Source organism: Candidatus Clostridium helianthi, from assembly GCF_045310795.1.
Classification (GTDB): Bacteria; Bacillota; Clostridia; order Clostridiales; family Clostridiaceae; genus Clostridium; species Clostridium helianthi.
This window is the reverse complement of record NZ_JBJIAB010000001.1, coordinates 373,211-396,296: the sequence shown is the minus strand read 5'-3', so window position 1 is coordinate 396,296 and position 23,086 is coordinate 373,211. Positions and strand designations below refer to the sequence as shown.

General features: G+C 28.9%; 16 protein-coding genes. 10 read left to right on the top strand and 6 right to left on the bottom strand.

The genetic code is table 11. The features are described from left to right. From ACJDTP_RS01730 to ACJDTP_RS01715, 4 genes are all read right to left on the bottom strand, one after another. Entirely contained in the window at positions 1-585 is a 585-nt protein-coding gene (locus ACJDTP_RS01730; protein WP_171770704.1) for a flavin reductase family protein, read from the bottom strand. Positions 586-690: 105 nt separating this feature from the next. After that, positions 691-2,013, bottom strand: coding sequence for a D-alanyl-D-alanine carboxypeptidase family protein (locus ACJDTP_RS01725; protein ID WP_171770705.1), 1,323 nt, complete (start codon positions 2,011-2,013; stop codon positions 691-693). A gap of 165 nt (positions 2,014-2,178) precedes the next feature. Continuing rightward, entirely contained in the window at positions 2,179-2,901 is a 723-nt protein-coding gene (locus tag ACJDTP_RS01720; RefSeq protein ID WP_077838143.1) for a type 1 glutamine amidotransferase, read from the bottom strand. Positions 2,902-2,919: 18 nt separating this feature from the next. After that, entirely contained in the window at positions 2,920-4,278 is a 1,359-nt protein-coding gene (locus ACJDTP_RS01715; protein ID WP_103698161.1) for a Mur ligase family protein, read from the bottom strand. A 274-nt stretch (positions 4,279-4,552) separates the two neighbouring features. Between ACJDTP_RS01715 and zapA the strand changes: the two genes are divergently transcribed. From zapA to ACJDTP_RS01695, 4 genes are all read left to right on the top strand, one after another. Continuing rightward, positions 4,553-6,517: a cell division protein ZapA gene (gene zapA / locus ACJDTP_RS01710; protein ID WP_406760293.1), complete on the top strand. Its 1,965-nt coding sequence runs from the start codon at positions 4,553-4,555 to the stop codon at positions 6,515-6,517. A gap of 16 nt (positions 6,518-6,533) precedes the next feature. Continuing rightward, on the top strand, positions 6,534-8,894 hold the full coding sequence (locus tag ACJDTP_RS01705) for a U32 family peptidase (protein ID WP_406760292.1): 2,361 nt from the start codon (positions 6,534-6,536) through the stop codon (positions 8,892-8,894). 156 nt (positions 8,895-9,050) lie between these two features. Further along, a complete protein-coding gene (locus ACJDTP_RS01700) occupies positions 9,051-11,411 on the top strand; it encodes an endonuclease MutS2 (protein ID WP_406760291.1) in 2,361 nt (786 codons plus the stop codon). Positions 11,412-11,585: 174 nt separating this feature from the next. Then, a complete protein-coding gene (locus tag ACJDTP_RS01695; RefSeq protein WP_077843782.1) occupies positions 11,586-12,314 on the top strand; it encodes a 2-thiouracil desulfurase family protein in 729 nt (242 codons plus the stop codon). Positions 12,315-12,601: 287 nt separating this feature from the next. Here the strand turns inward: ACJDTP_RS01695 and ACJDTP_RS01690 are convergent, their stop codons facing one another. Next, positions 12,602-13,237, bottom strand: coding sequence for a hypothetical protein (locus ACJDTP_RS01690; RefSeq protein WP_077843783.1), 636 nt, complete (start codon positions 13,235-13,237; stop codon positions 12,602-12,604). A 459-nt stretch (positions 13,238-13,696) separates the two neighbouring features. Between ACJDTP_RS01690 and ACJDTP_RS01685 the strand changes: the two genes are divergently transcribed. From ACJDTP_RS01685 to ACJDTP_RS01660, 6 genes are all read left to right on the top strand, one after another. Continuing rightward, positions 13,697-14,602: a chitosanase gene (locus tag ACJDTP_RS01685; protein WP_171770709.1), complete on the top strand. Its 906-nt coding sequence runs from the start codon at positions 13,697-13,699 to the stop codon at positions 14,600-14,602. A 44-nt stretch (positions 14,603-14,646) separates the two neighbouring features. Beyond that, positions 14,647-15,447: a chitosanase gene (locus tag ACJDTP_RS01680; RefSeq protein WP_077843785.1), complete on the top strand. Its 801-nt coding sequence runs from the start codon at positions 14,647-14,649 to the stop codon at positions 15,445-15,447. Positions 15,448-16,526: 1,079 nt separating this feature from the next. Then, positions 16,527-17,783: a PTS sugar transporter subunit IIC gene (locus ACJDTP_RS01675; protein WP_171770710.1), complete on the top strand. Its 1,257-nt coding sequence runs from the start codon at positions 16,527-16,529 to the stop codon at positions 17,781-17,783. A gap of 49 nt (positions 17,784-17,832) precedes the next feature. Next, a complete protein-coding gene (locus ACJDTP_RS01670; protein WP_017209870.1) occupies positions 17,833-18,141 on the top strand; it encodes a PTS sugar transporter subunit IIB in 309 nt (102 codons plus the stop codon). Positions 18,142-18,154: 13 nt separating this feature from the next. Then, positions 18,155-18,493, top strand: coding sequence for a PTS lactose/cellobiose transporter subunit IIA (locus tag ACJDTP_RS01665; protein ID WP_011968295.1), 339 nt, complete (start codon positions 18,155-18,157; stop codon positions 18,491-18,493). Positions 18,494-18,692: 199 nt separating this feature from the next. After that, positions 18,693-21,392 (top strand): sigma-54-dependent transcriptional regulator, encoded by a 2,700-nt coding sequence (locus ACJDTP_RS01660; protein WP_406760290.1) that lies wholly within the window; start codon positions 18,693-18,695, stop codon positions 21,390-21,392. Positions 21,393-21,723: 331 nt separating this feature from the next. Here the strand turns inward: ACJDTP_RS01660 and ACJDTP_RS01655 are convergent, their stop codons facing one another. Then, on the bottom strand, positions 21,724-22,593 hold the full coding sequence (locus ACJDTP_RS01655; protein WP_406760289.1) for a PHP domain-containing protein: 870 nt from the start codon (positions 22,591-22,593) through the stop codon (positions 21,724-21,726). Positions 22,594-23,086: the final 493 nt, after the last annotated feature.

The window sequence follows — 23,086 nt, the reverse complement described above, 5'->3', positions numbered from 1 at the left end:
TTATTTTTTATGTATTTTTTTCTTCTTTTTTACCGAGTATCCAAATGTGCCCAATGGTTTAGCATTTAAGCCATAATATTCACCATGGCTATAACAAATCAAGTTAGCCTTATTAAAGCATATCTTACCATTTGAATCAATTAAGTCTTCGTCGACCTTTACATTTATTACTTCAAACAGGAATAGATCATGTGTACCTAAAGGTGTAATTGATTTTAATTTACATTCTAAAGCTATCGGCGATTTTTGCAATGAAGGTGTGGATATACTTTCGCCTTTATTAAGTTGCAAACCAAAATGTTTAATTTTATCTTCTTTCTTTCCAGAGCGAACGCCACAATAATCAACAATCTTAACCATTTCCCTACTTGGCAAATTAATAACGCATTCACCACTTTCTTTTATGTAATCATAAGATAATCTCTCAGGTCTTATTCCCATAGCTATTATAGGTTCTTTAGTGCAAACAGTACTTACCCAGCCAACTGTAAAGACATTAACTTTATCATCTTTGTTTTTTGATGTGACAAGTACTACAGGTGTAGGATTAAGCATAACACTGCCTTTAAAATTCAATTTATTCATGTTAATTACTCCTTAAATAAAAGCATCTTCAAATACCTAGGAAGAATACAACCTATTTTTGAAGATGCTTAAGATATATTATAGAAATTAAGTAAGGTTATTTAATTATCTTCTTCTTCTGTTAGAACGGCTATAGTAATTTTTATTTTTGCGTCTTGAATTAGATGCAGCATTTTTAATAAGAGCAATAAGAGTTACGATAATAGCCAAACCTACTAAAGTAGAAATGTAGATGATTAAATTATCTTTAATTATTGAACCTAGCGAAATATCAACTGAACCTGTAACTTCTTCAGAATGATTTCGTGTGCTATAAGTAAGTTTAGTATTTTTATTAAATAGTAAACTCCATGCAGTAGAATCTGTTCCTTTATAAGCAATCTGAGATTCAGAATCGTTTATTGCATTTTTATAATAATTTACATCTTGAGTCAATTTAATTGGAACAGAAATGGTTTTTGTAGGCCCAAATAATATAAATGGCTTATACTTTACATCAGCAGTTCCAACACTTTCACCGTTTGATTTATAAACTTCTTTTTCAGCAGCATAGCTATAATCCATAATAGCATCCATATCATTAAATTTAGTCATATCTGCATTATCAATTTGTCTACTTTTAAGAACAATACCAATTAACTGACGCCCATCTCTTTCATAGACAGTTGCTAAACAACCGCCAGCTTCATTAGTTGTACCAGTTTTACCAGCGAGGTTACCATTTTTACCAAGTGTTAAGTTTCTATTTTCTAAAATTATTCTAGAATTTTTTAAATTTATAGGAGCTTTTTCAAGTTCCATTGTTTCTCTTTCCCAAGGATTTGCAAAAGCTGCCTTCATGATCATTGAAAGGTCATATGCTGTAGTATAATGATTTGGATCATGAAGTCCATTAGGAGTAACAAAGTTACTATTATTAGCTCCAAGTTCTTTTGCTTTTTTATTCATTAATTCAGCAAATGATTTAACATCTCCGGAAATATTGTCTGCTATTACGTATGCAGTATCATTACCGGAAAAAAGTAGTAAGCCCTTCATTATATCATCGGCAGTTACTTTGTCACCAGGCTGCATAGTATTATGCATATAATTTAAATTTAAAGAGTATTCAGGTTGTTCCTTTGCAGATTTAGTATATTCAAGCTGATCTGCTTTGTCTTTGCTTTCAGCTAATAATAAGCCAGTTAAAAGTTTTGTTGTACTAGCAGGATATCTCTTGCTGTCAGCATCCTTGCAATAAATTATCTCTCCTGTTTCTAAATCCATAGTTAAAGCAGCTTCAGCTTTAATGTTTGGTAAGTTCTCTGATGAAGTTTCAGTATTAGGTTTTGCAGAATTGCTTGCTGCATAACTTGCCATACTTAATGGACTAAATAAAGAAAGAGAAAGGGTTAATGCAAATGCTTTTAAAATTAAATTTTTTTTCAAGTCAAATCTCTCCACTTCTTTTAAACATATATAAAATAATAATCTTTTTTAACATGCCTTAAGTATAATAAAACATTTTAAGTATAACATTTATGTAATGCTATAACAATAAATGCTATGTAAAAAGTTACAAACAATATATGAGAATTTACAATTTTGTAATATTTACTTTAGTCTTTGTATTATAGAATTTTTTGCTTTTAATTCGAAATTATCATTCAAGTTTTCTAATTTTACATCTTCTCCGTATTTGTTCTTCAAAGCTAATGTTAGAAGCCTATCTGCAAATTCTGGATTTTTTGAAAGAAAAGAGCCATGAAAATACGAACCAAATGTATTTTTATAGATACATCCTTCATATCCATCTTCACCATTATTGCCATATCCGTGAATGCATTTTCCAAGGGGAGTATGGTCATTTATATATGTCCTGCCAGAATGATTTTCAAATCCAACATAAGTTTCATTAAATTCTTCGTTAAATATTTCTGTATTTCCAATAAATCTAGTATCTCCGCCTTCGGTATATAGATTTAAAATACCAAGTCCATCTATTTTTTCCCCATTTGGGGCAGTATAGTATTTACCTAATAATTGATATCCACCGCATATAGCTAGCATAACTTTGCCATCTTCAATATAACTTGTTAAAGCGTCTTTCTTTATCTCATTTAAATCATTAGAGACTATAGATTGTTCATAATCTTGGCCACCACCGAAGAAGATGATGTCCACATTTTCTTTATCTATATTTTCACCTATTGAAGTATTTATTATATCTACATCAATACCTCTAAGGGCCGCTCTATGTTTTAAAATGAGTACATTACCTACGTCACCATATACATTTAGTAAATCCGGATATAAATGACAAATAGTTAATTCCATAATATTATTCTCCTTATCTTACCAAAGTTTTTTTATATAACCTTTTGAATGAAGATATTTTCTATAATTAATCATTGCAGTATAAGTTGCTAAAATATATATTTTTTTAGAAGCAGATTGCTTAATTTTATCTGTAAGCTCTTCATAATCTTCTTTTAAAATAAATTTATCTACATTTAATCCAGCAACCTTTAATCTTACTGCCATATCATACATTCTAATTCCTGATATAAAAATATCTTCTATTTTTAAACTAGATATTTTTTCGAAGTCTACATCCCAAATCCAAGAGACATCGCGTCCGTCAGCGTAATTATCATTTAACATGAAAACTGCTGAAAATTCACTTGTATTAAGAGCAAGGGTATCTAAAGCTTGGTTATATCCAGCAGGATTTTTTACTAATATAATTTGTACATCTTTATTACCAATAGATATTTGCTCTTGTCTGCCAAAGCTTGAACTTTGATTTTGAAGAGAGGCTTTAATTACTGAGTCTTCTACTCCAAGTTCTTTTGAAATGGCAAATGCACATAAGGCGTTATAAATGTTATAAGCACCAGATTGACTTATGAAAACTTCAGTGTCATTAATTAATACAGAAGAGTTTTCAGGCGTCAAATCAAAAATTTTATTTACAGCATAATCAAGTTCGGAACGCTTGTAACCACATTCAGGACAGTAAAAATCACCTAAGTGATTATAAGTAACTAGGTTATATGAATAAGGTGCCTTACAGAACTTACAAAACTTTGCATCAGCATTTATTTCCAATGTAGTATTTTCTTTTATAGGTGTATTAAAACCATAATATACTACTGGATTTTTTACATCTAACTTTCCGAGTAAAGATTCATCCCCATTCAAAACTAGTTTTGATTCAGGAACTTTAGTCACACCTTCTAAAATTTTAACGAGAGTTGTATAAACCTCTCCATATCTATCTAGCTGATCCCTAAATAAATTAGTTACAGTTATTATTTCAGGGCTTATATGTTCTGTAATGAATTTTACATTAGCCTCATCAACTTCTATTACCGCATAAGGATTTTCTTTTTTCTTAAAAAAAGAGTAGTTGGAAATAAAACAAGCTACGATACCTGGGTATAAATTGGCTCCAGTGCTATTTGTTATAACGTGTAATTTATTTTCCTTTAGGATATTGTAAATCATGCTTGTAGTTGTTGTTTTTCCGTTAGTTCCAGTAACTAGAATTACCTTGTATCCCTTACTAACATGTTTTAAGATTGATTTATCAATTTTTAAAGCTATCTTACCAGGAAAATTACTTCCACCTTTTACAATGTGTTTTGCAGAAAATGCAGTAATTTTTGATAGTAATATGCTTAAAATAGATTTAATATTAATTTCACTCACCGCCCAATTCTAGTTATATATAAGAATGATTAACACAATAAAGTAATATTAATCATTTTTATACAATTAAACAATAAAATAATCAAAATAAGTATAGCATAAAATTTAAGAAGTACGAAAACTTTTTTAGCAATTGAACATATATAGGTTGTTTTTCGTAAATTTAGAGAAAAAGTGCAAGAATTCAAGGTTCAGTTAACCTAACATAATTGTTTTATTAGTGAATATACCATATAATTAGAAGTAATAAAGAATTTTACGAGGTGCTATTATTATGATTAGGGTAACAGTTAATATAAATGGTATGAATTATAACTTAAAAGGGGAAAAAGACGAAAAATATTTGCTTGGGGTAGCAAATTTTGTTGATACAAGAATTAAAGAAATTCTGTCTAAGAAAGCTAGCTTTAGTACAACAGATGCTTCTGTTTTGGCGGCGGTAAATATAGCAGATGAACTTTACGAGTGTGATTTAGAATTAGATAAAGCAATTAAAATAAAAGAAGCTATTAGTAGTGAAAACTCTTCGTTAAAGAAGAAAGTAGACGAGCTTAGCTCGCAGTTAGAAAATATAAGTAAAGAAAAATCAGAACTTCAAAATAATTTTCAGAAGAAAGAAGAAGAACTACATGGGAAATATAATAATGTAGAAGTAAAATATAGTTCGTTAAGTGACGAAATTAATAAACTGAAAATTGAAAATGAAAAGCTGAAAAAAGAAAATAAATTAATAATTGATGAGAATAAGAGAAATAAGAATAGTAATGAAGCCTTAACAAAAGATATTTCAGACTATAAAGAGAAGAGCAAGATTCTTTATAAGAAGATAGATGAGGCTAAAAACAAAGAGCATAGATTAAATAAGCAAGTGCAACAAGCTAATGAACAAGTAAGTAGTTTAACTAGCGAACTTACTAAAGTCAATAAAGAAAAAGATATGGTAACTGAACAATTAAATGAAATGACTGCCGTAAATTTTGAGTTAGATAAACAAATAAAAGAACTTACTCAAACTAAGTTAAATTTAGAAAATAAGATGCTTCTATTACAAGAAAAGAATATCTCGTTAGAAGCTGATTATAATAATGTTTGTGAGGAGTTAAAAAAAGCAAACGAAAATTTAAAACATGAAATTAATAATAAAGAGGTTATAAATAAAGAATATACTTTATGCAAAGGGAATTTAGAAAAACTAAATGAGGATCATCATAAATGTACTAAAGAACTTGCAGAGTATAAGGAAAAGTTAGAAAATCAAATTACGACTAATAATGCAATAACTTCTAAAGCTAGAGAAGAAAAAGAAATACTAAAAAATAAAATTACAGAATTGTTATTAAGTGAAGAAGAATTAAATAAGAAAATTAAAAAATTACTTGAGAGAGAGCAGGAATTAAATAATAGTTTAAAACTTGAAAAAGATAATGCTGTTAGATTAACAAAAGAAATTCAAGATAATAATATGGAAAAAGCTGATCTTAATAAACAGCTAAATGATTTATTTGAAGAATCGGAGAAAGAGATTACAGAATGTAAACAAAAATTAAGCAAGCTAAATAAAGAAAATGAAGCTTTAATAAGTCAAATTGATTTATTAAATGAAGAAAAGGATACTTTAGTAAGCGAAATCAATAAGTTAAATAAGGAACAAGAGATTTTAAATAATGAAATTAAAAATATAAATGATACTAACGATAAATTATCACAAGAAATAGAGAATTCTGATAGAGAAAAAGAAAGATTAGAAGAGGAATTAAAAATAACAAGAAATGATAATGAAAAGCTAAAAGGTGAGCTTAAAGAAGTTCATGAAGAAAAAGAAATAGAAGTTAATATCAAGGTAAAAGAGATTGAGGAAGTAAGTAATACATTAGAGAGTAAAGAAAATGACTTAAGAAGAATTAAAGAAGAATTAGCAAGTAGAGAGAGAGCCTTAGCTAGATTAGAAAAGGAATTAGAAGATAAAGAAGGAATTTTCCTAAAATTAAAAAAAGAAATAGAAGCTAAGGAAAAAGACTTAAATACAAGTAAGGCATCAATAGATGATTTACAAGGAAAGATGTCAATACTATCTAAAGAAAAAGAAGAATTAACTAATGAAAATGATAAACTTAATCAAGAAGCAAGAACTTTTCACAATAGGTTATTTGAACTACAGGCAGAAATAATAAACAAAGAAATAGAGATTGCAAGAGCTAAAAAAGAACAAGTAGGTCCTATTGTAAAAAAGAAAAGATAATCAATGAAGGAGAAATATGAATAAGATAGAATTACTGGCTCCAGCAGGAAGCATGGAGAGTTTAATTGCTGCTATAAATAATGGGGCAGATGCAATATATCTTGGCGGAAATAAATTTTCAGCTAGAGCTTATGCATCAAATTTTGATAATGAAACAATGATGAAGGCTGTTGATTATGCTCATAGCTACAATGTAAAAGTATATGTCACTATAAATACAATTTTAAAACAAAGTGAATTAAAGGAAGCTTTAAAATATGCAGGATACCTTTATGAAATAGGAGTAGATGCAATAATAATACAAGATTTAGGGTTAGTAAAATTAATAAGAGATGTGTATCCTGATTTTGAACTTCATGCATCTACACAAATGACAATTCATAATGCAGAAGGAGCCTTATACTTTAGAGAAAAAGGAATGCAGAGAATAGTTTTATCTAGAGAACTTACATTAGATGAAATTAAGTACATTTCAAAAGATTTAGGAATTGAGACAGAAATATTTGTGCATGGTGCTTTGTGTGTATGTTATTCAGGACAATGCTTAATGAGCTCTATGATTGGCGGAAGAAGCGGAAATAGAGGAAGATGTGCACAACCTTGTAGAATGCAGTATACTTTAAAGGGTGAAAATTTTGGAGAAAGAAAGGCTTATCTTTTAAGTCCTAAAGATACATGCTTTATTGATGATATGGACGCTATTATAAAGAGTGGAACTTCGTCATTAAAAGTTGAAGGAAGAATGAAAAAGCCAGAATATGTTGCTGGAGTTACAAGGAATTATAGAAAAGCTATTGATAAGGTATTAGTAAATACAAAGTTTGATTTACAAAGGGGAAGACAAGAATTAGCACAACTATTTAATAGAGAAGGTTTTGCTAAAGCATATCTATATAAAAATGTAGGAAAAGATATGATGAGCTATAATTACCCTAAAAATACGGGTGTATATATAGGCCAGGTATCTAACAGTGGAGAAGTTAAACTAGAAGCCAGCGTATCTTTGGGCGATGGTATAAGGTTTAATGACGATGGATTTACTTTAAGTAAAATTTTAAATAATAATAATGAAGTTAAAGAAGCTTTTAAGGGTGAAACAGTAAAATTATTTCCAACTGGGGGATACAAAAAGGGATATAAGCTATATAAGATGTCTGATAAAAAACTTTATGATGAGTTAAATGATTATTTAAAACCTTATAAAAGGAAGATAAATTTAACTGGAGAGATTGAATTTAAAGTTAATGCACCTCTTTGTATTAAAGCAAAATACAATAAAAAAGAATATAGAGTTTATGGAGAAATGGTTGAAGAAGCAACTAACAAACCATTAACAAGAGAAAGAGTTGAGGAAGCTTTAAGAAAATCAGGAGAAATTCCATATAAATTTGACAAGATATTTTTCGATATTTTTGATGATGGATTTATAAGAATTTCAGCTATAAATAATTTAAGAAGAGAATTATTTGAAAAGATTTTAAAAGAAGAAGTAAGTTCATATAGAAGGAAAAGAACAGAAGGACCTATTAAAGAATGGAATGCAAAATGTAAGGAAAACTTAGGCTATATTTATAGTTGTATTACAAAAGATCAACTAAAGGCACTACTTGAGGATAATAAAGCTCAAAATATAGCGTTAGATATATTTTTCAGCAGGCAAAAACATGCATTGAATAAAAATGACTTAAAGAATTTATATGAGACTTCAAAAGATAAAAATATATATTTAAAAGTTCCAAGTATTATTAAGCAGGAATTTAATAGTATAGTAAAGATAATAGATGAACTAAAACCTTATATAAAGGGAATAATTACATCTAATGCTGGAATAATAAAAATCTATAAAGATAAACTATTTATAATAGGAGATTATAAGTTAAATATATTTAATAAAGATGCGGCTGAATTTTATGCGCAAGACGTTGATATTCCATTCTTAAGTCTTGAACTAAATCGAAAAGAAATAAAAGAATTAATGAAGAACACTAACTGCAACCTGGGAATGAACATTTATGGGAAAACTGAGCTTATGATTAGTGAATATTGTCCTATGGGAAGTACTTTTGGTAATAAGTCATCTAAAAAAGAATGTAGTGGTGTGTGTATGAAAGATAACTTTAAGCTAATAGATAGAATGAATGAAAGTTTTACTGTTTTAGGTGATAATAGCTGTAGAAGTTATATTTTAAATTCAATAGCTACCAATTTAATTGATGAAATGGAAGAACTTAAGTCTTTTAATATTTCAAATTTTAGAGTAGACTTTAAAGATGAAAGCTATGATGAAGTAAAAGATGTTTTAAATCAAATTGCGAATAAAGCAAAAAACGAAAATAATAAGTATACTAAGGGCCACTACAAACGTGGAGTAGAATAATACCAAGAAATAGTTGACGGCTTGTAATTGATAATTAAGATGTAGAATAACATTGAAACTTGTTAGTAAGAAATTATTTTAAGTTTTATAAGTATAAAGTCTTAGTTATCTCTTATATGCTGTCAATTGTTGATTGATTGTTAGGATGTGGGATATATGAATGAAAGATCTCTAAGAATTTTAGAGTTTAATAAGATAAAAGAAAAAATTAAGAAATATGCAAGAACAAATGCTGCTAAAGCAAAAGTTGAGGCTCTTGAGCCTTATGATAATTTATATGAAATAAATAATAAGTTAGAGGAGACAAACGAGGCTCTTGAAATCTTAATATCAAAGGGGAATCCACCACTTGAAGGATTAGCTGATATACATGAAGGTATAGAAAGAGCTAAAAAGGGAGGAACCTTATCACCAGGGCAATTATTAAAAGTTGGTGGAATGCTTAAAGCTACGAGAAATATGAAGGAATTCTTTAAAAGAGAAGAAGTTGAAAAGTCATATCCAAAACTTGAAGATTTAGCTTACATATTAGCTCCAGTAAAAGCGTTAGAAGACGAAATAGAAAGAGCTATAGTATCAGAGGATGAAATTAGTGATAAAGCTAGCCAAACTCTTTATAATATCAGACGAAGCTTAAAAGAAAAGAATTCTTCAGTTAGGGAAAAAATAAGTTCTATTGTTAGAAGTAACTCAAAATATTTACAGGATGATTTATATACTATGAGAGGCGATAGATACGTGCTTCCTGTAAAATCAGAATATAAAAGTCAAGTTCCAGGGCTTGTACACGATCAAAGTTCAACTGGAGCAACGTTTTTTATCGAGCCTATGAGCTTAGTGAATTTAAACAATGAAATAAGAGAATTGTTTTTAAAAGAAAAAGCTGAAATAGAAAGAATACTTTCTGACCTTTCTCTGAAAGTTAAAATTAATGGGGACTCATGTTTGAGTAATTTAAAGGTACTTGTTGAATTTGACTTTATATTTGCGAAAGGAAAATATGCATCTGCATTAAATGCTATAAAGCCTATAGTTAGAGAAGATGGAGCATTTAGCATATTATCTGGAAGGCATCCATTAATAGAAAGTGATAAAGTTGTGCCATCAGATATATATCTAGGAGAAGAATTTCAAACATTAATGATAACAGGACCAAATACTGGAGGTAAGACTGTTACAATAAAAACCGTTGGGTTACTTCATATTATGGGACTAAGCGGATTATTAATTCCAGCTAGAGATAACTCCTCTATAGCATTCTTTAAAGAAATATTTGCAGATATAGGTGATGAACAAAGCATTGAGCAAAGCTTATCTACTTTCTCATCTCATATGACTAATATAGTTAATATAATGAAGCATGTGGATGACAAGTCATTAGCTTTATTCGATGAGCTTGGTGCAGGTACAGATCCAGCAGAAGGAGCGGCTCTTGCAGTATCAATATTAGAAACTTTAAGAAATAGAGGCGCAAAGCTAATTGCAACTACTCACTATAGTGAACTTAAGGCTTATGCATTAAAAACAGAGGGTGTAGAAAATGCTTCTGTTGAATTTGATATAGAAACCTTGAGGCCAACTTATAGATTATTAATTGGTGTTCCAGGTAAATCAAATGCCTTTGAGATTTCTAAGAGATTAGGACTTGTAGAAGGTGTCATTAAACGCGCAAAAGAATACATGTCTGAAGAAAATCTTCAATTTGAAAATCTAATCAGAGAACTTCAAGAAAAAAGTATAATAGCTAAAAAAGAAGCAAGAGAAGCTAAGATGATTAGAGATCAAGCAGAAGATCTTAAAAAGAAGTACGAGGAAAAGCTTGAAAAATTAGAAAATACCAGGGAAAAAGCTTATATGGATGCTAGGCGTGAGGCTAAAGAGATAATTGCGAATGCTAAAGATGAAGCAGATGATATTTTAAAAGCCATGAGAGAGCTTGAAAAGCTTGGAATAGCAGGCGGTGGAAGGCAAAGGCTTGAAGAAGAAAGAAAGAAACTTAAAGATAGCTTAGAAGAAAGAGAAAAAGGAATTCACAATATGAAGGAAAATGAAGGGGAGTCTATAACTAATGTGACTCTTGGTATGGAAGCTTACCTTCCTTCATTAAACCAAAAAGTAATTATTGTTTCTATGCCAGATAACAGAGGCGAAGTTCAAGTTGAAGCTGGAATAATGAAAATAAATGTTAAGCTTAAAGATTTAAGAAAAACTCAAGTTACTAAAGAAGAAAAAGTAAGAAGAAAAAGAGAAGTAAAGCTTAATCTAAGTAATGTAGAATCCAGAGTTGACTTAAGAGGATTGGATGCAGAAGAAGCATGCTATAAAGCAGATAAATATTTAGATGATGCATATATGGCTAACTTAGGAGAAGTAACAATAGTTCATGGTAAAGGAACTGGAGTACTTCGTAAAGCAATAAATGATATGCTTAAGAGACATCCTCATGTAAAATCATATAGACTAGGTGCATATGGTGAAGGTGGAGACGGAGTTACTATGGTAGAACTTAAGGGGTAGTTATTTTTTCATATACCTAATATTTTTACTTATTTAAGTTAAAAATATCATTAAAATTATTGTTAGTAAGAATATTATACAAATATTAATGTATAATTAAGTAAAGCTATAATTAAGTTTCTCTTAAGTTTTTGTTTTATAGTGTTAAGTGTACGTTAGATAAGAGGTGATAATATGTACATAATAAGTGCATGCTTGTGTGGAGTTAATTGTAAATATAGTGGTAAAAATAATCTAAATGATAGATGTTTAAAATTATTTAGAGAAGGAAGAGCGGTTCTAGTTTGTCCAGAACAATTAGGCGGATTACCAACTCCAAGAAATCCTGTTGAGCTAAATAGTGCAGCAAGTGAAGTGTTAGATGGGAATGGAAAAGCATTAAGTAATAAAGGTGAGGATGTTACTAAGCAATTTATAGATGGTGCATATGAAACATTAAAAATTGCAAAAGAACTTGGAGCCACAAAAGCTATATTGAAAGAAGGAAGTCCTTCATGTGGATCTAACTTTGTCTATGATGGAACTTTTACAGGTAATAAGATAAAAGGCAAAGGAATTACAGCTCTTTTACTAGAGAATGAAGGTATAACTGTATTTTCAGATGAAGACTTAGAAGTAAACAATAGTAAGTTAGTATATCTTAACGAGTTTGATAGAGAAAAAGCTAAGAAAAGAAGACTTTTTGAACAAGGAGAAGAAGAAGAGTCTTATGGAGAAGAATATTTTGATTTAACAGAAAATTTAACTGATATGTCTGAACTTCCTCCAAGTGTTGAAGAAAATGTGAAAAAGCTTATGATTTCATTAGCTCGTGATTTAATGGGCTTTGAAGAAATTGATGAAATTGCAGAAGCCACAGGGCTGAGTGTAGAGGAAGTAGAAGAAATCTTAGAGGAAGAATAATAAGAATCAAATATATATTAATTGATATTTGTTAATTTTGTTAATTAAGATACTACTAGTATTTGTTTAATCCCCATGATAGATTAAATTATCATGGGGATTTTTAGCGTGTGGAAGTTTTTGTAGGATTAATAAGGATTATAATTAATAATTAAGATCGTGTTTAAAAAGTACTGTAATGTCAGTTAAAAGAAAAGTTGAGCTGTTACATAAAGAATTCCTTTGTGATGTAACAGCTTTTTTTAGATCTTTTAAATGGAGTATAAAAACTAAGAAATATTTTTAATTTACCTTACATCAGTGTTATTACAAGAATATTGGAATTCAGGCTGAGTTTGAAGATAAAATCCGTTTCTTACTTGGGATATCCAATTTTGAAATATTTCTAGCCACGCATTACTTGTAAAGAAGTCTTCAAGTGGCATTGTAGGATCCCACTCCAAAATTAAAAATGGACCTATACCAAACGACCAAATCCCACTTTGTTCTACTCCAGCTTCTCGTATAAGAAGAATAGGAAGCCCGTATTGATAAGCCATAGCTGGTTCAATTTGAGCAAAAGGACTACCCTCAAGAGCAAATTGATTTTGAGGTTGACCAAGATTATTTTGAATTATATACACCTGTCGTTGATTAAGGTTAAGTGAAATAAATCCATAACTAGATAGCATCATTCTTCTGATATTTGTTAATGGAGTTTCGGGATATTGTTCAGTTACTGGTAGGGTACGTGGAAATAATAAAGCCTCTCTTATTTTAGATATTATAGCATCAACAAATTCTTGTTGAATAGAATTCAATCTACTTGGATGGCTTAGGAATACAGGAATTCTAAATAAAAGATTTGATGATTCCTGCATCAATTCAGTTGGCTTTAAGCCAGTATATTGATTTATAGTTTCTCCTTCATATATTTTAGTCATTTGTTTTCCTCCATAATATTATTTTATCTTAAGGTATATATTCTTGAACTATTACCATGAATTATTATATGTAAACAAAAGTGCTAACGTTACGATAATGTTTTAATTTTAGATAAAAAACTCTATGTTGAAGAATTCAAGTATTATAGATGATATTCTTGAAGATTAAAAAATTATATTCTCATAATAATTATGCTTTGTATTGAATTATTAATATTTCAAAGGATTAAGTAATTCAATACAAAGCTTTTACTTTTTAAGATTATATGCGATTGATATATTATGTAATTAATACATTTATGTGTATCGTACATGTATTTTTAGAATACACATTAGATAATATGTATTATTTATCTATAAAGCATCTGTTTTCAATATACATTATTTGTATTTTATAATTGGCATAATATTTGCTCTATATAAAATTGAGATAAAATAATTATTAAGGGGGATATTTTAATGAAAAGAAATAGTAGGCATCTTATCTCATTAGTTTTACTAGGAATGGTAACTCTCTCATCATTTTCGGATTATTTTAGTATGTCAACTGTTACTGCTAAGGCGGATACAGTTAATTCTACAATATTAGCTGAAAAAGGTGGAACCTACTGGTTAACAAAAGAACAAAAGCATAGAGCAGAGGAACTCACTAGTGTATTTGAAAATAGTACTACTGAGTTGGATTATGCATATGGAGAAAACCTAGGGGATGGACGTGGAATAACTTGCGGGAGAGCTGGATTTTGCACTGGCACTGGTGATGCAATTTTAGTAGTAAAAAAATATATGGATAAAAAGCCCGGCAACATACTTTCTAAATATTTACCAGCATTGACAGAGTTAGAGAACAATAGGATACAAACAAAGCATGATCAGGAAGATGTAAGTAGCTTAGATAAGATAGGTAATTTTATTTCTGATTGGGCTATAGCCGCAAAAGATCCAGATTTTAGAGCAATTCAAGATTCAGTTGTAGATGAACTATATTATATACCATCTGCTAAAAAAGCTGATTTGCTTGGACTTAAGCTTCCACTATCTAGAGCAGAATTGTATGATGCAATAATTCAACATGGTAATGAGCAAAATGATTTAGATTCTATAGATTCACTTATTGCAAGAGCTACGGAAATGTCAGGAGGGACTCCTAGATCAAATGTAGATGAAAAAGTTTGGTTAGATAATTTTTTGAACATTAGAAAAGCTTGCTTGTCATACTGCTATAAGGAGGGAAGTAGAGAAGAATGGGCTGATTCTTTTGGAAGAGTAGATGTATTTAAGAAGCTTGTCAAAGATGAAAATTATTATTTAGACAAGCCGATAACTATTGAGGGGACTAGCTGGGACGGAATGGTGGTTCCTTAGAAGATCAGATAATATAATAAATAATTTTGTAGGGGGAATTTTATATGAAAAATTTACGAAAATTAGTTACTTTAGCAGTATCATTGACTATGTGTCTCTCATTCTCTTCAGCAGCATTAGCCATTACTGCAAATTCTGAACAAAAAGCAGTGGACCTTCAGTTAACGACTGCATGTGAAAACGGTAAAACAAAGTTCGTTTATAATTATGCAGAAAAGCTTGGCTCATTTGATGGACGAGGAATTACATTTGGATGCATAGGATTTACTACTGGAACTTACGATGGAAATATATTAATACATTATTATACTAAGCTAAATCCCAATAATACTTTGGCAAAGTATATTCCAGCATTAGATAGAATAGACAAGGAAGAACATGATGAGGATGGAAAAAATGATGATATTAAAGGCTTAGATAATTTTATAAAAGATGTAAAGGCATGTAATGATCCATTATTTAAGAAAGCTCAATTATATGAACTTGATGAAATGTATTGGAAACCAGCAGTATCTTTAGCAACTTCTATTGGGGCTAAGCATCAACTAACTTTAGCATTCATATATGATATGTGTGTAAATCATGGAGAAGATGGAGCAAAAGAATATATTAATTCGGCTAAGAAAAAGCTAGGTGGATTACCTAAGGATGGTATAGATGAAAATAAATTTCTTTCTAGTGTGATGGATTATAGATATGCATTCCTTAAAGATGATGATCCAGAAGGTTCGGATAGAGTTAATGCATACAGAAAATTATTAAAAGCAGGTAATGTAGATTTGAAACCAGACTTTAATTTTACAGTTTATGGAGATACTTTCAATATAGATGGTGATGTTTATTAGTATTAATTAATGGTTTAAGAACAGGTTTTTCTTATACTAATTTGTAATAGCTACTAAAATTAATGTAAACAGGATAGTAATTAGATTTTTAGCTATGCAATAAAATTATATAAATAAAGATAAAAAACAGTATTAATATGGATAAGTGTTAATACTGTTTTTTGGTTTATATAGATTTTTACATTTGTAAACATTAATTTTGTATGCATATATGTTGTGATAACAAATTTATATTCAAAGCGTTAATAGGCTATGTAATCAATTAATGGCATAATACTGACGTTTAATTATATATGGCAGAATTTTAAGCCTTTTAGTTATAAAAACGAAATGTAGAAAAGATATAATACACATATGTGTATTATATCTATAGAAAACTGTAAAATGTGTATTGATTTTAGACTTAATCAATTAAGTCTAAGTTTTATCAGTATTTTAGAGTATTGGCATGGTAATTGCTTATATAATTCTATGTAAAAATAAATTCATTCTGTGAGTTGTTAGTAAGAAATAATCTAATACTTCATAGAAATTTTACTATTTAGCGATTATATAATTTTAGTTTAATGCTACTTAAGCATAAATTTAATAAACAAATTTAGTTATTCACCATAAACCTCAAATCTCTTGTATTTTATAAAAAATAAACTTAATCTTTGCCTATATACTGAGTGAAAATTTATATTGTGATAGTAATAATAAACAATAATTCAATTATATTTGTCTTATACATTTATAAATATTAAAATTATACTGTAACATATAAAAACGATTACTTTGGTATGCTGAAAATAATTATGGGATTTAATTATTTTCATTTTTGAGTATTAATAATATTATGCAAAAGGTATGGATTTCATTTTTCATAATACATTGTTTGAATATAATGTTTATTAAAATTAGCTTTATATAACTTATCGTAAGATAGAAAATTTTTATGTTTGTTTTATTTAGTTCTATTATTTAATACTTTAGCAGAGATATTCAATACTTAGCAAGCTTGCGATTACGACTTTAATAGAATTGAAAGATGCTTATACAGCTTAACAGAACGAAAAAATTATGGAGGAGAAGAAATTATGGAAAGATTTATGGATTTTTTTCAAGAAAAGATGATACCACCATTAGTTAAAGTTGGTAATCAAAGGCACCTAATGGCAATTCGTAATGGATTAGCTATTACAATTCCATTCATTATTGTAGGAAGTATATTTCTTATTTTAGGTAACCTTCCATTTGATTGGTGGGCAGATTATATTGGAGAGCTTGGTCCAAAGATGAATGTGGTTGTAAATTCATCATTTGGAGTTCTAGGAGTTTTAGCAGCCCTTGGAATAGGATATCACTTAGCTAAAAGCTATAAATTAGATCCAATTACAGGATCAGTAATATCTTTTGTAGCATTTTTACTTACACAAGTGACAGGGGATTTTCAATTAGATACTAGTAAATTTGGAGCAGAAGGACTTTTCACTGCTATAATAGTTTGTATTTTTGCAGTAGAAGTATTAAGATTTTTCGTAAAGAGAAATATTGTTATTAAATTACCAGAGGGAGTTCCACCAGCAGTTGGAAATTCATTTATTGCGTTAATACCAGCTCTTGTAGTTATGATTACAGTTTGGCTAATAAGAGTAGTTATAGGATTTAATATAACTGATTTTATTACTATGATATTTAGTCCAGTTGTTTTTGCCCTTAATACTCTTCCGGGAATATTAATATATAGCGCATTAGTTACATTACTTTGGTCAGCAGGTATTCATGGAGATATGACTCTTGAAGGGATAGCAGATCCAATATATATTCAATTTTTAACTGTTAATACAGCAGCTTTTATAGCACATGAGAAGATTCCATACATTACAGCATCAGGATTTTATTCATTGTTTGTTAATGTAGGGGGAACAGGTGCGACTCTTTGTTTAGTTTTATTAATGATCCGTTCAAAGAGTAAACTTTATAAATCACTTGGAAAAGTTTCATTTCCATCTGCATGTTTTGAGATAAACGAGCCAGTTATATTTGGTTTTCCAGTAGTTTTAAATCCAGTTATTCTAGTCCCATTTACAGTGGTACCTTTAGTACTTACTACTTTGTCTTATCTTATGATGTATTTTGATATAATTGGTAGACCAGTAGCTATGGTTCCGTGGACAATGCCCCCTATTATAGGACCATTTATTGCAACTGGTGGAGATTGGAGAGCAGCAGTTTGGTCTGCTGTAGAAATGGTTATAGCAGCAATAATTTACTACCCATTCTTTAAATTTGCTGAAAAACAACAATTAGAAATTGAAGGGCAAGAAGAAAATTTAAATACAGTACAAGCTTAGTGTATTAATTGGAAAATATTTATAGAATGAAATTTAGGAGGAATTTAGCATGAAGATATTATTAATGTGTGCAGCAGGTATGTCAACAAGTTTGCTAGTAACAAAAATGCAAAAATATGCAGAGGAAATAGGACGCAAGGACTTAGTTATTAATGCTGAACCAGTAGAAGATTTGGATGAAAATGTTGATGATTATGATGTATTTTTACTTGGGCCTCAAGTTAAATACAAAGAAAAATGGGTTAAAGAAATAGTTGATGAAAAAGGTAAGCCTTATGCCTGCATACCAGTACAACTTTATGGAAGAATAGATGGGAAAAGTGTTCTAGAACTTGCACTAAACTTAATGGATAAATAATGGAGGATTTAAAATGAATATGGAATTAGAAGAAATAGTTTTCACTATAATTAGTCACGCAGGTAATTCACGATCAGCTTGTTTTGAGGCTTTAAATTTAGCTAGAAACGGTGAGTTTGATAAAGCCAATCTATGTATGAAACAAGCTAAAGAAGAACTTTCATTAGTTCACAATATACAGACTGGCTTAATTCAAGAAGAGGCCGCAGGTAATAAACAAGAATTATCTTTATTACTGATGCACGCAGAAGATCATTTAATGACTGCATCTTTAGCTAAAGATCTTATCTGTGAACTTATTAAAATGTATGAAGAAAAGTTTAAAGAAAAAGAAATAGCATGCAATGTATAATAAGTAAAAATAGCAAATAGTAAAAATGGAGTGGGTTATTTAATAAAACTTGAATAATCCACTCTTTGATATGTTTATTCAAATTCTATGGCAAATCATGTATAATAAGCTTATTAGTTAAAGATATTTAAATTTAATTTACGTACCTAGAGTGTTAACGTTAAGAGAGTTATACGAATAGGATATGAGGGGAAAAGCAATGAGAAGGATTGATAATATTTATAAAGTTCTAAGGGATCTGTGTAGTAAGGAATATAATGAACGTAGATGCATCAACGGTTTTTCAGCTACAGAAATTTCATTAATAATGAATATTCAAAGGACAAACGTATCTAGTGATTTAAATAAACTTTATAGAGATGGAAAAATAGAAAAAATAGTGAAGAAGCCGGTATTATATAAAATAAAGGATGAGGATATTCAGATAGAGCAAGGTACAGAAAAAGTTTTAAAAGATGCTTTTGATAACATCATCGGAACTAGATTCAGTCTGAAAAACGCATCACAACAGGCTAGAGCTGCTATAATATATCCTCCAAATGGACTTCATACTCTTCTTTTAGGGGAAACTGGTACAGGAAAATCAATGTTTGCAGAAGTTATGTATAAGTACGCTAAAGAAATTGGCAAAATAAAAGCCAATGCACCATTTATTTCATTTAACTGTGCAGATTATGCAAATAATCCACAGCTACTAGTAAGTCACATTTTTGGTGTTAAGAAAGGGGCATATACTGGTGCTAGCAGAGATACCATAGGATTAGTTGAAAAAGCTAATGAAGGAATATTATTTTTAGATGAGGTTCATAGATTACCATCGGAAGGTCAAGAAATGCTATTTTCAATAATTGATAAGGGCATATATAGGAGACTTGGAGATTCTGAGGAAGAATATAAAGTTAAACTACTTATAATATGTGCTACTACTGAAAATGTTGAATCGACATTATTGAAAACATTTACTAGAAGAATTCCTATGATTATACGCTTACCAGCATTAAAAGATAGGACTATAGAAGAAAGATATGAACTTATTAAAAACTTTTTAAAAATAGAAGTGAGTTGTATTAAGCAGAGCATAAGTATTACAGCAAATGCGCTAAAAGCGTTCTTACTATACAACTGTTCTAACAATATTGGACAACTCAAAAGCGATATAAAACTAAGCTGTTCAAAGGCTTTTCTTGAGAATATGATGAAAAGAGATAAGAATATATGCATTCATAGTCAATACTTGCCTCAGTATGTACTTAGCGGATTATTTAAGTATAAAGAGAAAAGAAGTGAAATTGATAGGTTTGTGAATCAAGATGTTATAAAGTTTTGTTTGGATGAAAATAATGTAAGAGAAGAAGAAGATATAAAAATAGTTGATTTTTATGGAGCATTAGAAGAGAAAAGAAAACTTTTGGAGTCTAATGGAATAAGTGAAAAGGATATAAAACTTATAATGAGTCTTGATATAGATACGTATTTTAAAAAATATATACTAAATATAGATAAGGATAATTTAGAAGAATTATATAAAGTTGTTGACAGAAAAATTGTAGATCTAGTTAGTGAATTTTTAAATAAGGCTAGTGAAAAATTGTTAATGCAGTTTGATAGTAAAATTTTATATGGATTATCAATGCATGTAGCAAGTACAGTTGAAAGAATTTTAAAGGGAAAAGAAATTAAAAATCATCAGCTTGAAGATATTAAAAAGATGCATCCCAAGGAATATGAAATTTCGTATGATTTGAAAGAAAAAGTTGAAAGCACATTTCATATTAGAATTCCAGAAGATGAAGTTGGATTTATAACTATGTTTTTATGTATAGATAAAGAGGATTATGAAAATGAGAGTAGTGTTGGAATTATTGTTGCTATGCACGGAGAGTATACAGCAAGTTCAATGGCCGATGTAGCTAATAGACTTTTGGGTGAAAAATATGCTATAGGATATGATATGCCATTGGATCAGAAACCAGAGACTGCGCTAGAAAATTTAACAGAAATAGTAAAAGAAATAGATAAAGGTAGAGGAGTATTGCTGTTAGTAGATATGGGATCTCTTGTTTTATTTGGGGATATGATTTACGAAAAGACAAAGGTACCGGTAAAAACAATAGAAATGGTGTCTACACCTATTGTTCTTGAAGCTACAAGAAAAGCAACATTAAAAGCCTCATTGGAGGAAATTTATGATTGCTGCATAAATTTAAATCCACATATAGTGCGAAGTTATGCAGATAATTTTAGCATAAATTCAACACTTAAAAAGAAGGTAATTATAACAGCTTGCATTACAGGAGAAGGAACTGCTATAAAACTCAAGCCAATTGTGGAAAAGAAACTAGAAATCACTAGCAATGACATCGACATACTTAATATAGACATATTAAACAAGAAAAAATTCAATCATAATATACAAAAAATAAAGGCAGAAAAGGATATATTGGCAGTGGTAAGTGCAGTAAAGCCAGATGATGAGTCCTTGTTGTATATATCAACATCAGATATTTTTGATAAGAAAAAAGTAAAACTATTAAAATCACGATTAAATCTAATAGAAGAGATATATGATATGAGAGAAGTAATTGGAGAAAATGTAAATATAGATTCATATAAGTATATCGAGTGTTTTAGAAGATTTTATATACGTCTTGTAAATAATAAAGTTGAACTTAATAGTTCTGCATTAATAGGGTTAATATTACACATTGCGTGTGTAATAGAGCGTATGTTAAGTGGCGAAAAAATTATATATCGTAAGTATAGTGAGAAAATGTTAGATGAGAATAAGGATAAATATAATTTTGTTAGAGAAATATTAAAACCAATGGAAGAAGCATTTAATATAGAGATATCTGTAAAAGAGTACTTGATTATTCTTGAGACTATATATTTCTTGTAAGTTATAAAAAAGAAATTACAGGTCATGTAAAAATATTTAAATATAAAATTAAGAGATGGTTAAAAACTGGGTTATATATTTAATGATAGATTATAACATTAGAAAGAATATAGGTGAACTGAAAGCACAATTAAAGCCTTAAATACAGAGGATCATATGTTGTAAAATTTTATGATGAAGAGAACCCAATTAAGTAGAGAAAGCTGAAAAAGCAGGAAGAGGATTTACTTAAAAGGGTTCACTTTATCTGTATTTTTATTAAGTGAAACTCAAGGTATATAATAAAAGGGAGCTTACAATATATTATTAAAGCCAAATAAATATGAATGAATTATTGGAGCCAGTTCTTAGCTATAGGATAATTAATTGGTATTTTACCATCATTTCCAAATCCTAATGTATGAGCTGAAGTATGAAAATCACTACCTCCGCTTTTTAACAGGTTATGGCTGTCACAATAATTAATTATTTCATTAATTTGTGAGTGAGAATGCTTACGATGTATGCATTCAATACCATCTATTAAGTTTAATTTGACAATACTGTCGATATAATTATATATGTTATCTACGTCATATACATAAGGATGAGCTAAAAAACATTTACCGCCTGAACTATGAATTGTTTCTGCAGCTTCATAGATAGTTGGAAGATCTTCTGTTGGCTGTATATAAAATGGACTATTAGGATTTAAATAGTGTTTTCTATAAAAAGTTGTTCTATCAGTGATTTCTAATTTTTTTAGAATATACGAATTTTCATCATAGCTTAAAATATCATCACAAATAACATCGTTAGCAGGAGTATTTCTGCCCTTTATATGTAAATTAGAGGAATGTAGAATTTTTAGTTCATTACAAACCTCTATTAAATAATTTAATTTAGAATTTTCTTTCTCAATAACATTAATATTTTTATTAACTTGTAATATTCTTGATTTTTCTATAGAATCAATATTAATATTGTACCCTAACATATCCATGCTAATTCCATTAAATGAAAAAGCAATTTCAATTCCCTTAATTATATTACCACCGTATAAATCCTTTATATTCAGGTTGTTAATTTTTTTATATGCATCAACAGATTGATGATCTGTAAATGAAATAAATTCTAAATTCCTTTCTTCCGACATTTTTAATATGTCTATTACATCAAAATCTCCATCAGAATTATTTGTATGAATGTGTAAATCTATCATTAGGCATTTCTCCTTCATTTTAAATCATAAGGAATTGTAAACAATTTTAGATTTATTTATTTTAAGGAAACTAGTAAGTAATTTTAAAGTTATCATATCATTAAATATTTTTTTAGACAAATAGTTAATGAGCATCGTTATTCTTTGAATTAATTATAGTATAGATAGTTGTTTTATTTATAAAACTTAATATGATAGATATATTGCAAAAGTAATTCTTCATGATAATTCTAAAAATATTGCAAGAATTTTAGCGGTAATTGTGAATTGTGAAATGTGAATTGCAACAAATATATTAAATGTATAAAAGTAAAGAGGCTATTTTAATAAAAAAATAGTAAATGTATATGAAAAATAAAATATTTTAAATAATAATTGAGTTTTATTGATATTGTGATAAAATTATATAAATAATTTATTGAAACAAGATAAAAATTTTAGAGGGATATGTTTTTTATTATTTAAGCAAATGATAAATTAATGATAAGTACAA

Excerpts from the sequence above, each read along its gene's own strand:
- ACJDTP_RS01690 (WP_077843783.1), bottom strand. The coding sequence starts at position 13,237 with ATGACTAAAATATATGAAGGAGAAACTATAAATCAATATACTGGCTTA.
- ACJDTP_RS01685 (WP_171770709.1), top strand. The coding sequence starts at position 13,697 with ATGAAAAGAAATAGTAGGCATCTTATCTCATTAGTTTTACTAGGAATG.
- zapA (WP_406760293.1), top strand. The coding sequence starts at position 4,553 with ATGATTAGGGTAACAGTTAATATAAATGGTATGAATTATAACTTAAAA.
- ACJDTP_RS01720 (WP_077838143.1), bottom strand. The coding sequence starts at position 2,901 with ATGGAATTAACTATTTGTCATTTATATCCGGATTTACTAAATGTATAT.
- ACJDTP_RS01705 (WP_406760292.1), top strand. The coding sequence starts at position 6,534 with ATGAATAAGATAGAATTACTGGCTCCAGCAGGAAGCATGGAGAGTTTA.
- ACJDTP_RS01660 (WP_406760290.1), top strand. The coding sequence starts at position 18,693 with ATGAGAAGGATTGATAATATTTATAAAGTTCTAAGGGATCTGTGTAGT.
- ACJDTP_RS01670 (WP_017209870.1), top strand. The coding sequence starts at position 17,833 with ATGAAGATATTATTAATGTGTGCAGCAGGTATGTCAACAAGTTTGCTA.
- ACJDTP_RS01730 (WP_171770704.1), bottom strand. The coding sequence starts at position 585 with ATGAATAAATTGAATTTTAAAGGCAGTGTTATGCTTAATCCTACACCT.
- ACJDTP_RS01700 (WP_406760291.1), top strand. The coding sequence starts at position 9,051 with ATGAATGAAAGATCTCTAAGAATTTTAGAGTTTAATAAGATAAAAGAA.
- ACJDTP_RS01665 (WP_011968295.1), top strand. The coding sequence starts at position 18,155 with ATGAATATGGAATTAGAAGAAATAGTTTTCACTATAATTAGTCACGCA.
- ACJDTP_RS01680 (WP_077843785.1), top strand. The coding sequence starts at position 14,647 with ATGAAAAATTTACGAAAATTAGTTACTTTAGCAGTATCATTGACTATG.
- ACJDTP_RS01655 (WP_406760289.1), bottom strand. The coding sequence starts at position 22,593 with ATGATAGATTTACACATTCATACAAATAATTCTGATGGAGATTTTGAT.
- ACJDTP_RS01695 (WP_077843782.1), top strand. The coding sequence starts at position 11,586 with ATGTACATAATAAGTGCATGCTTGTGTGGAGTTAATTGTAAATATAGT.
- ACJDTP_RS01675 (WP_171770710.1), top strand. The coding sequence starts at position 16,527 with ATGGAAAGATTTATGGATTTTTTTCAAGAAAAGATGATACCACCATTA.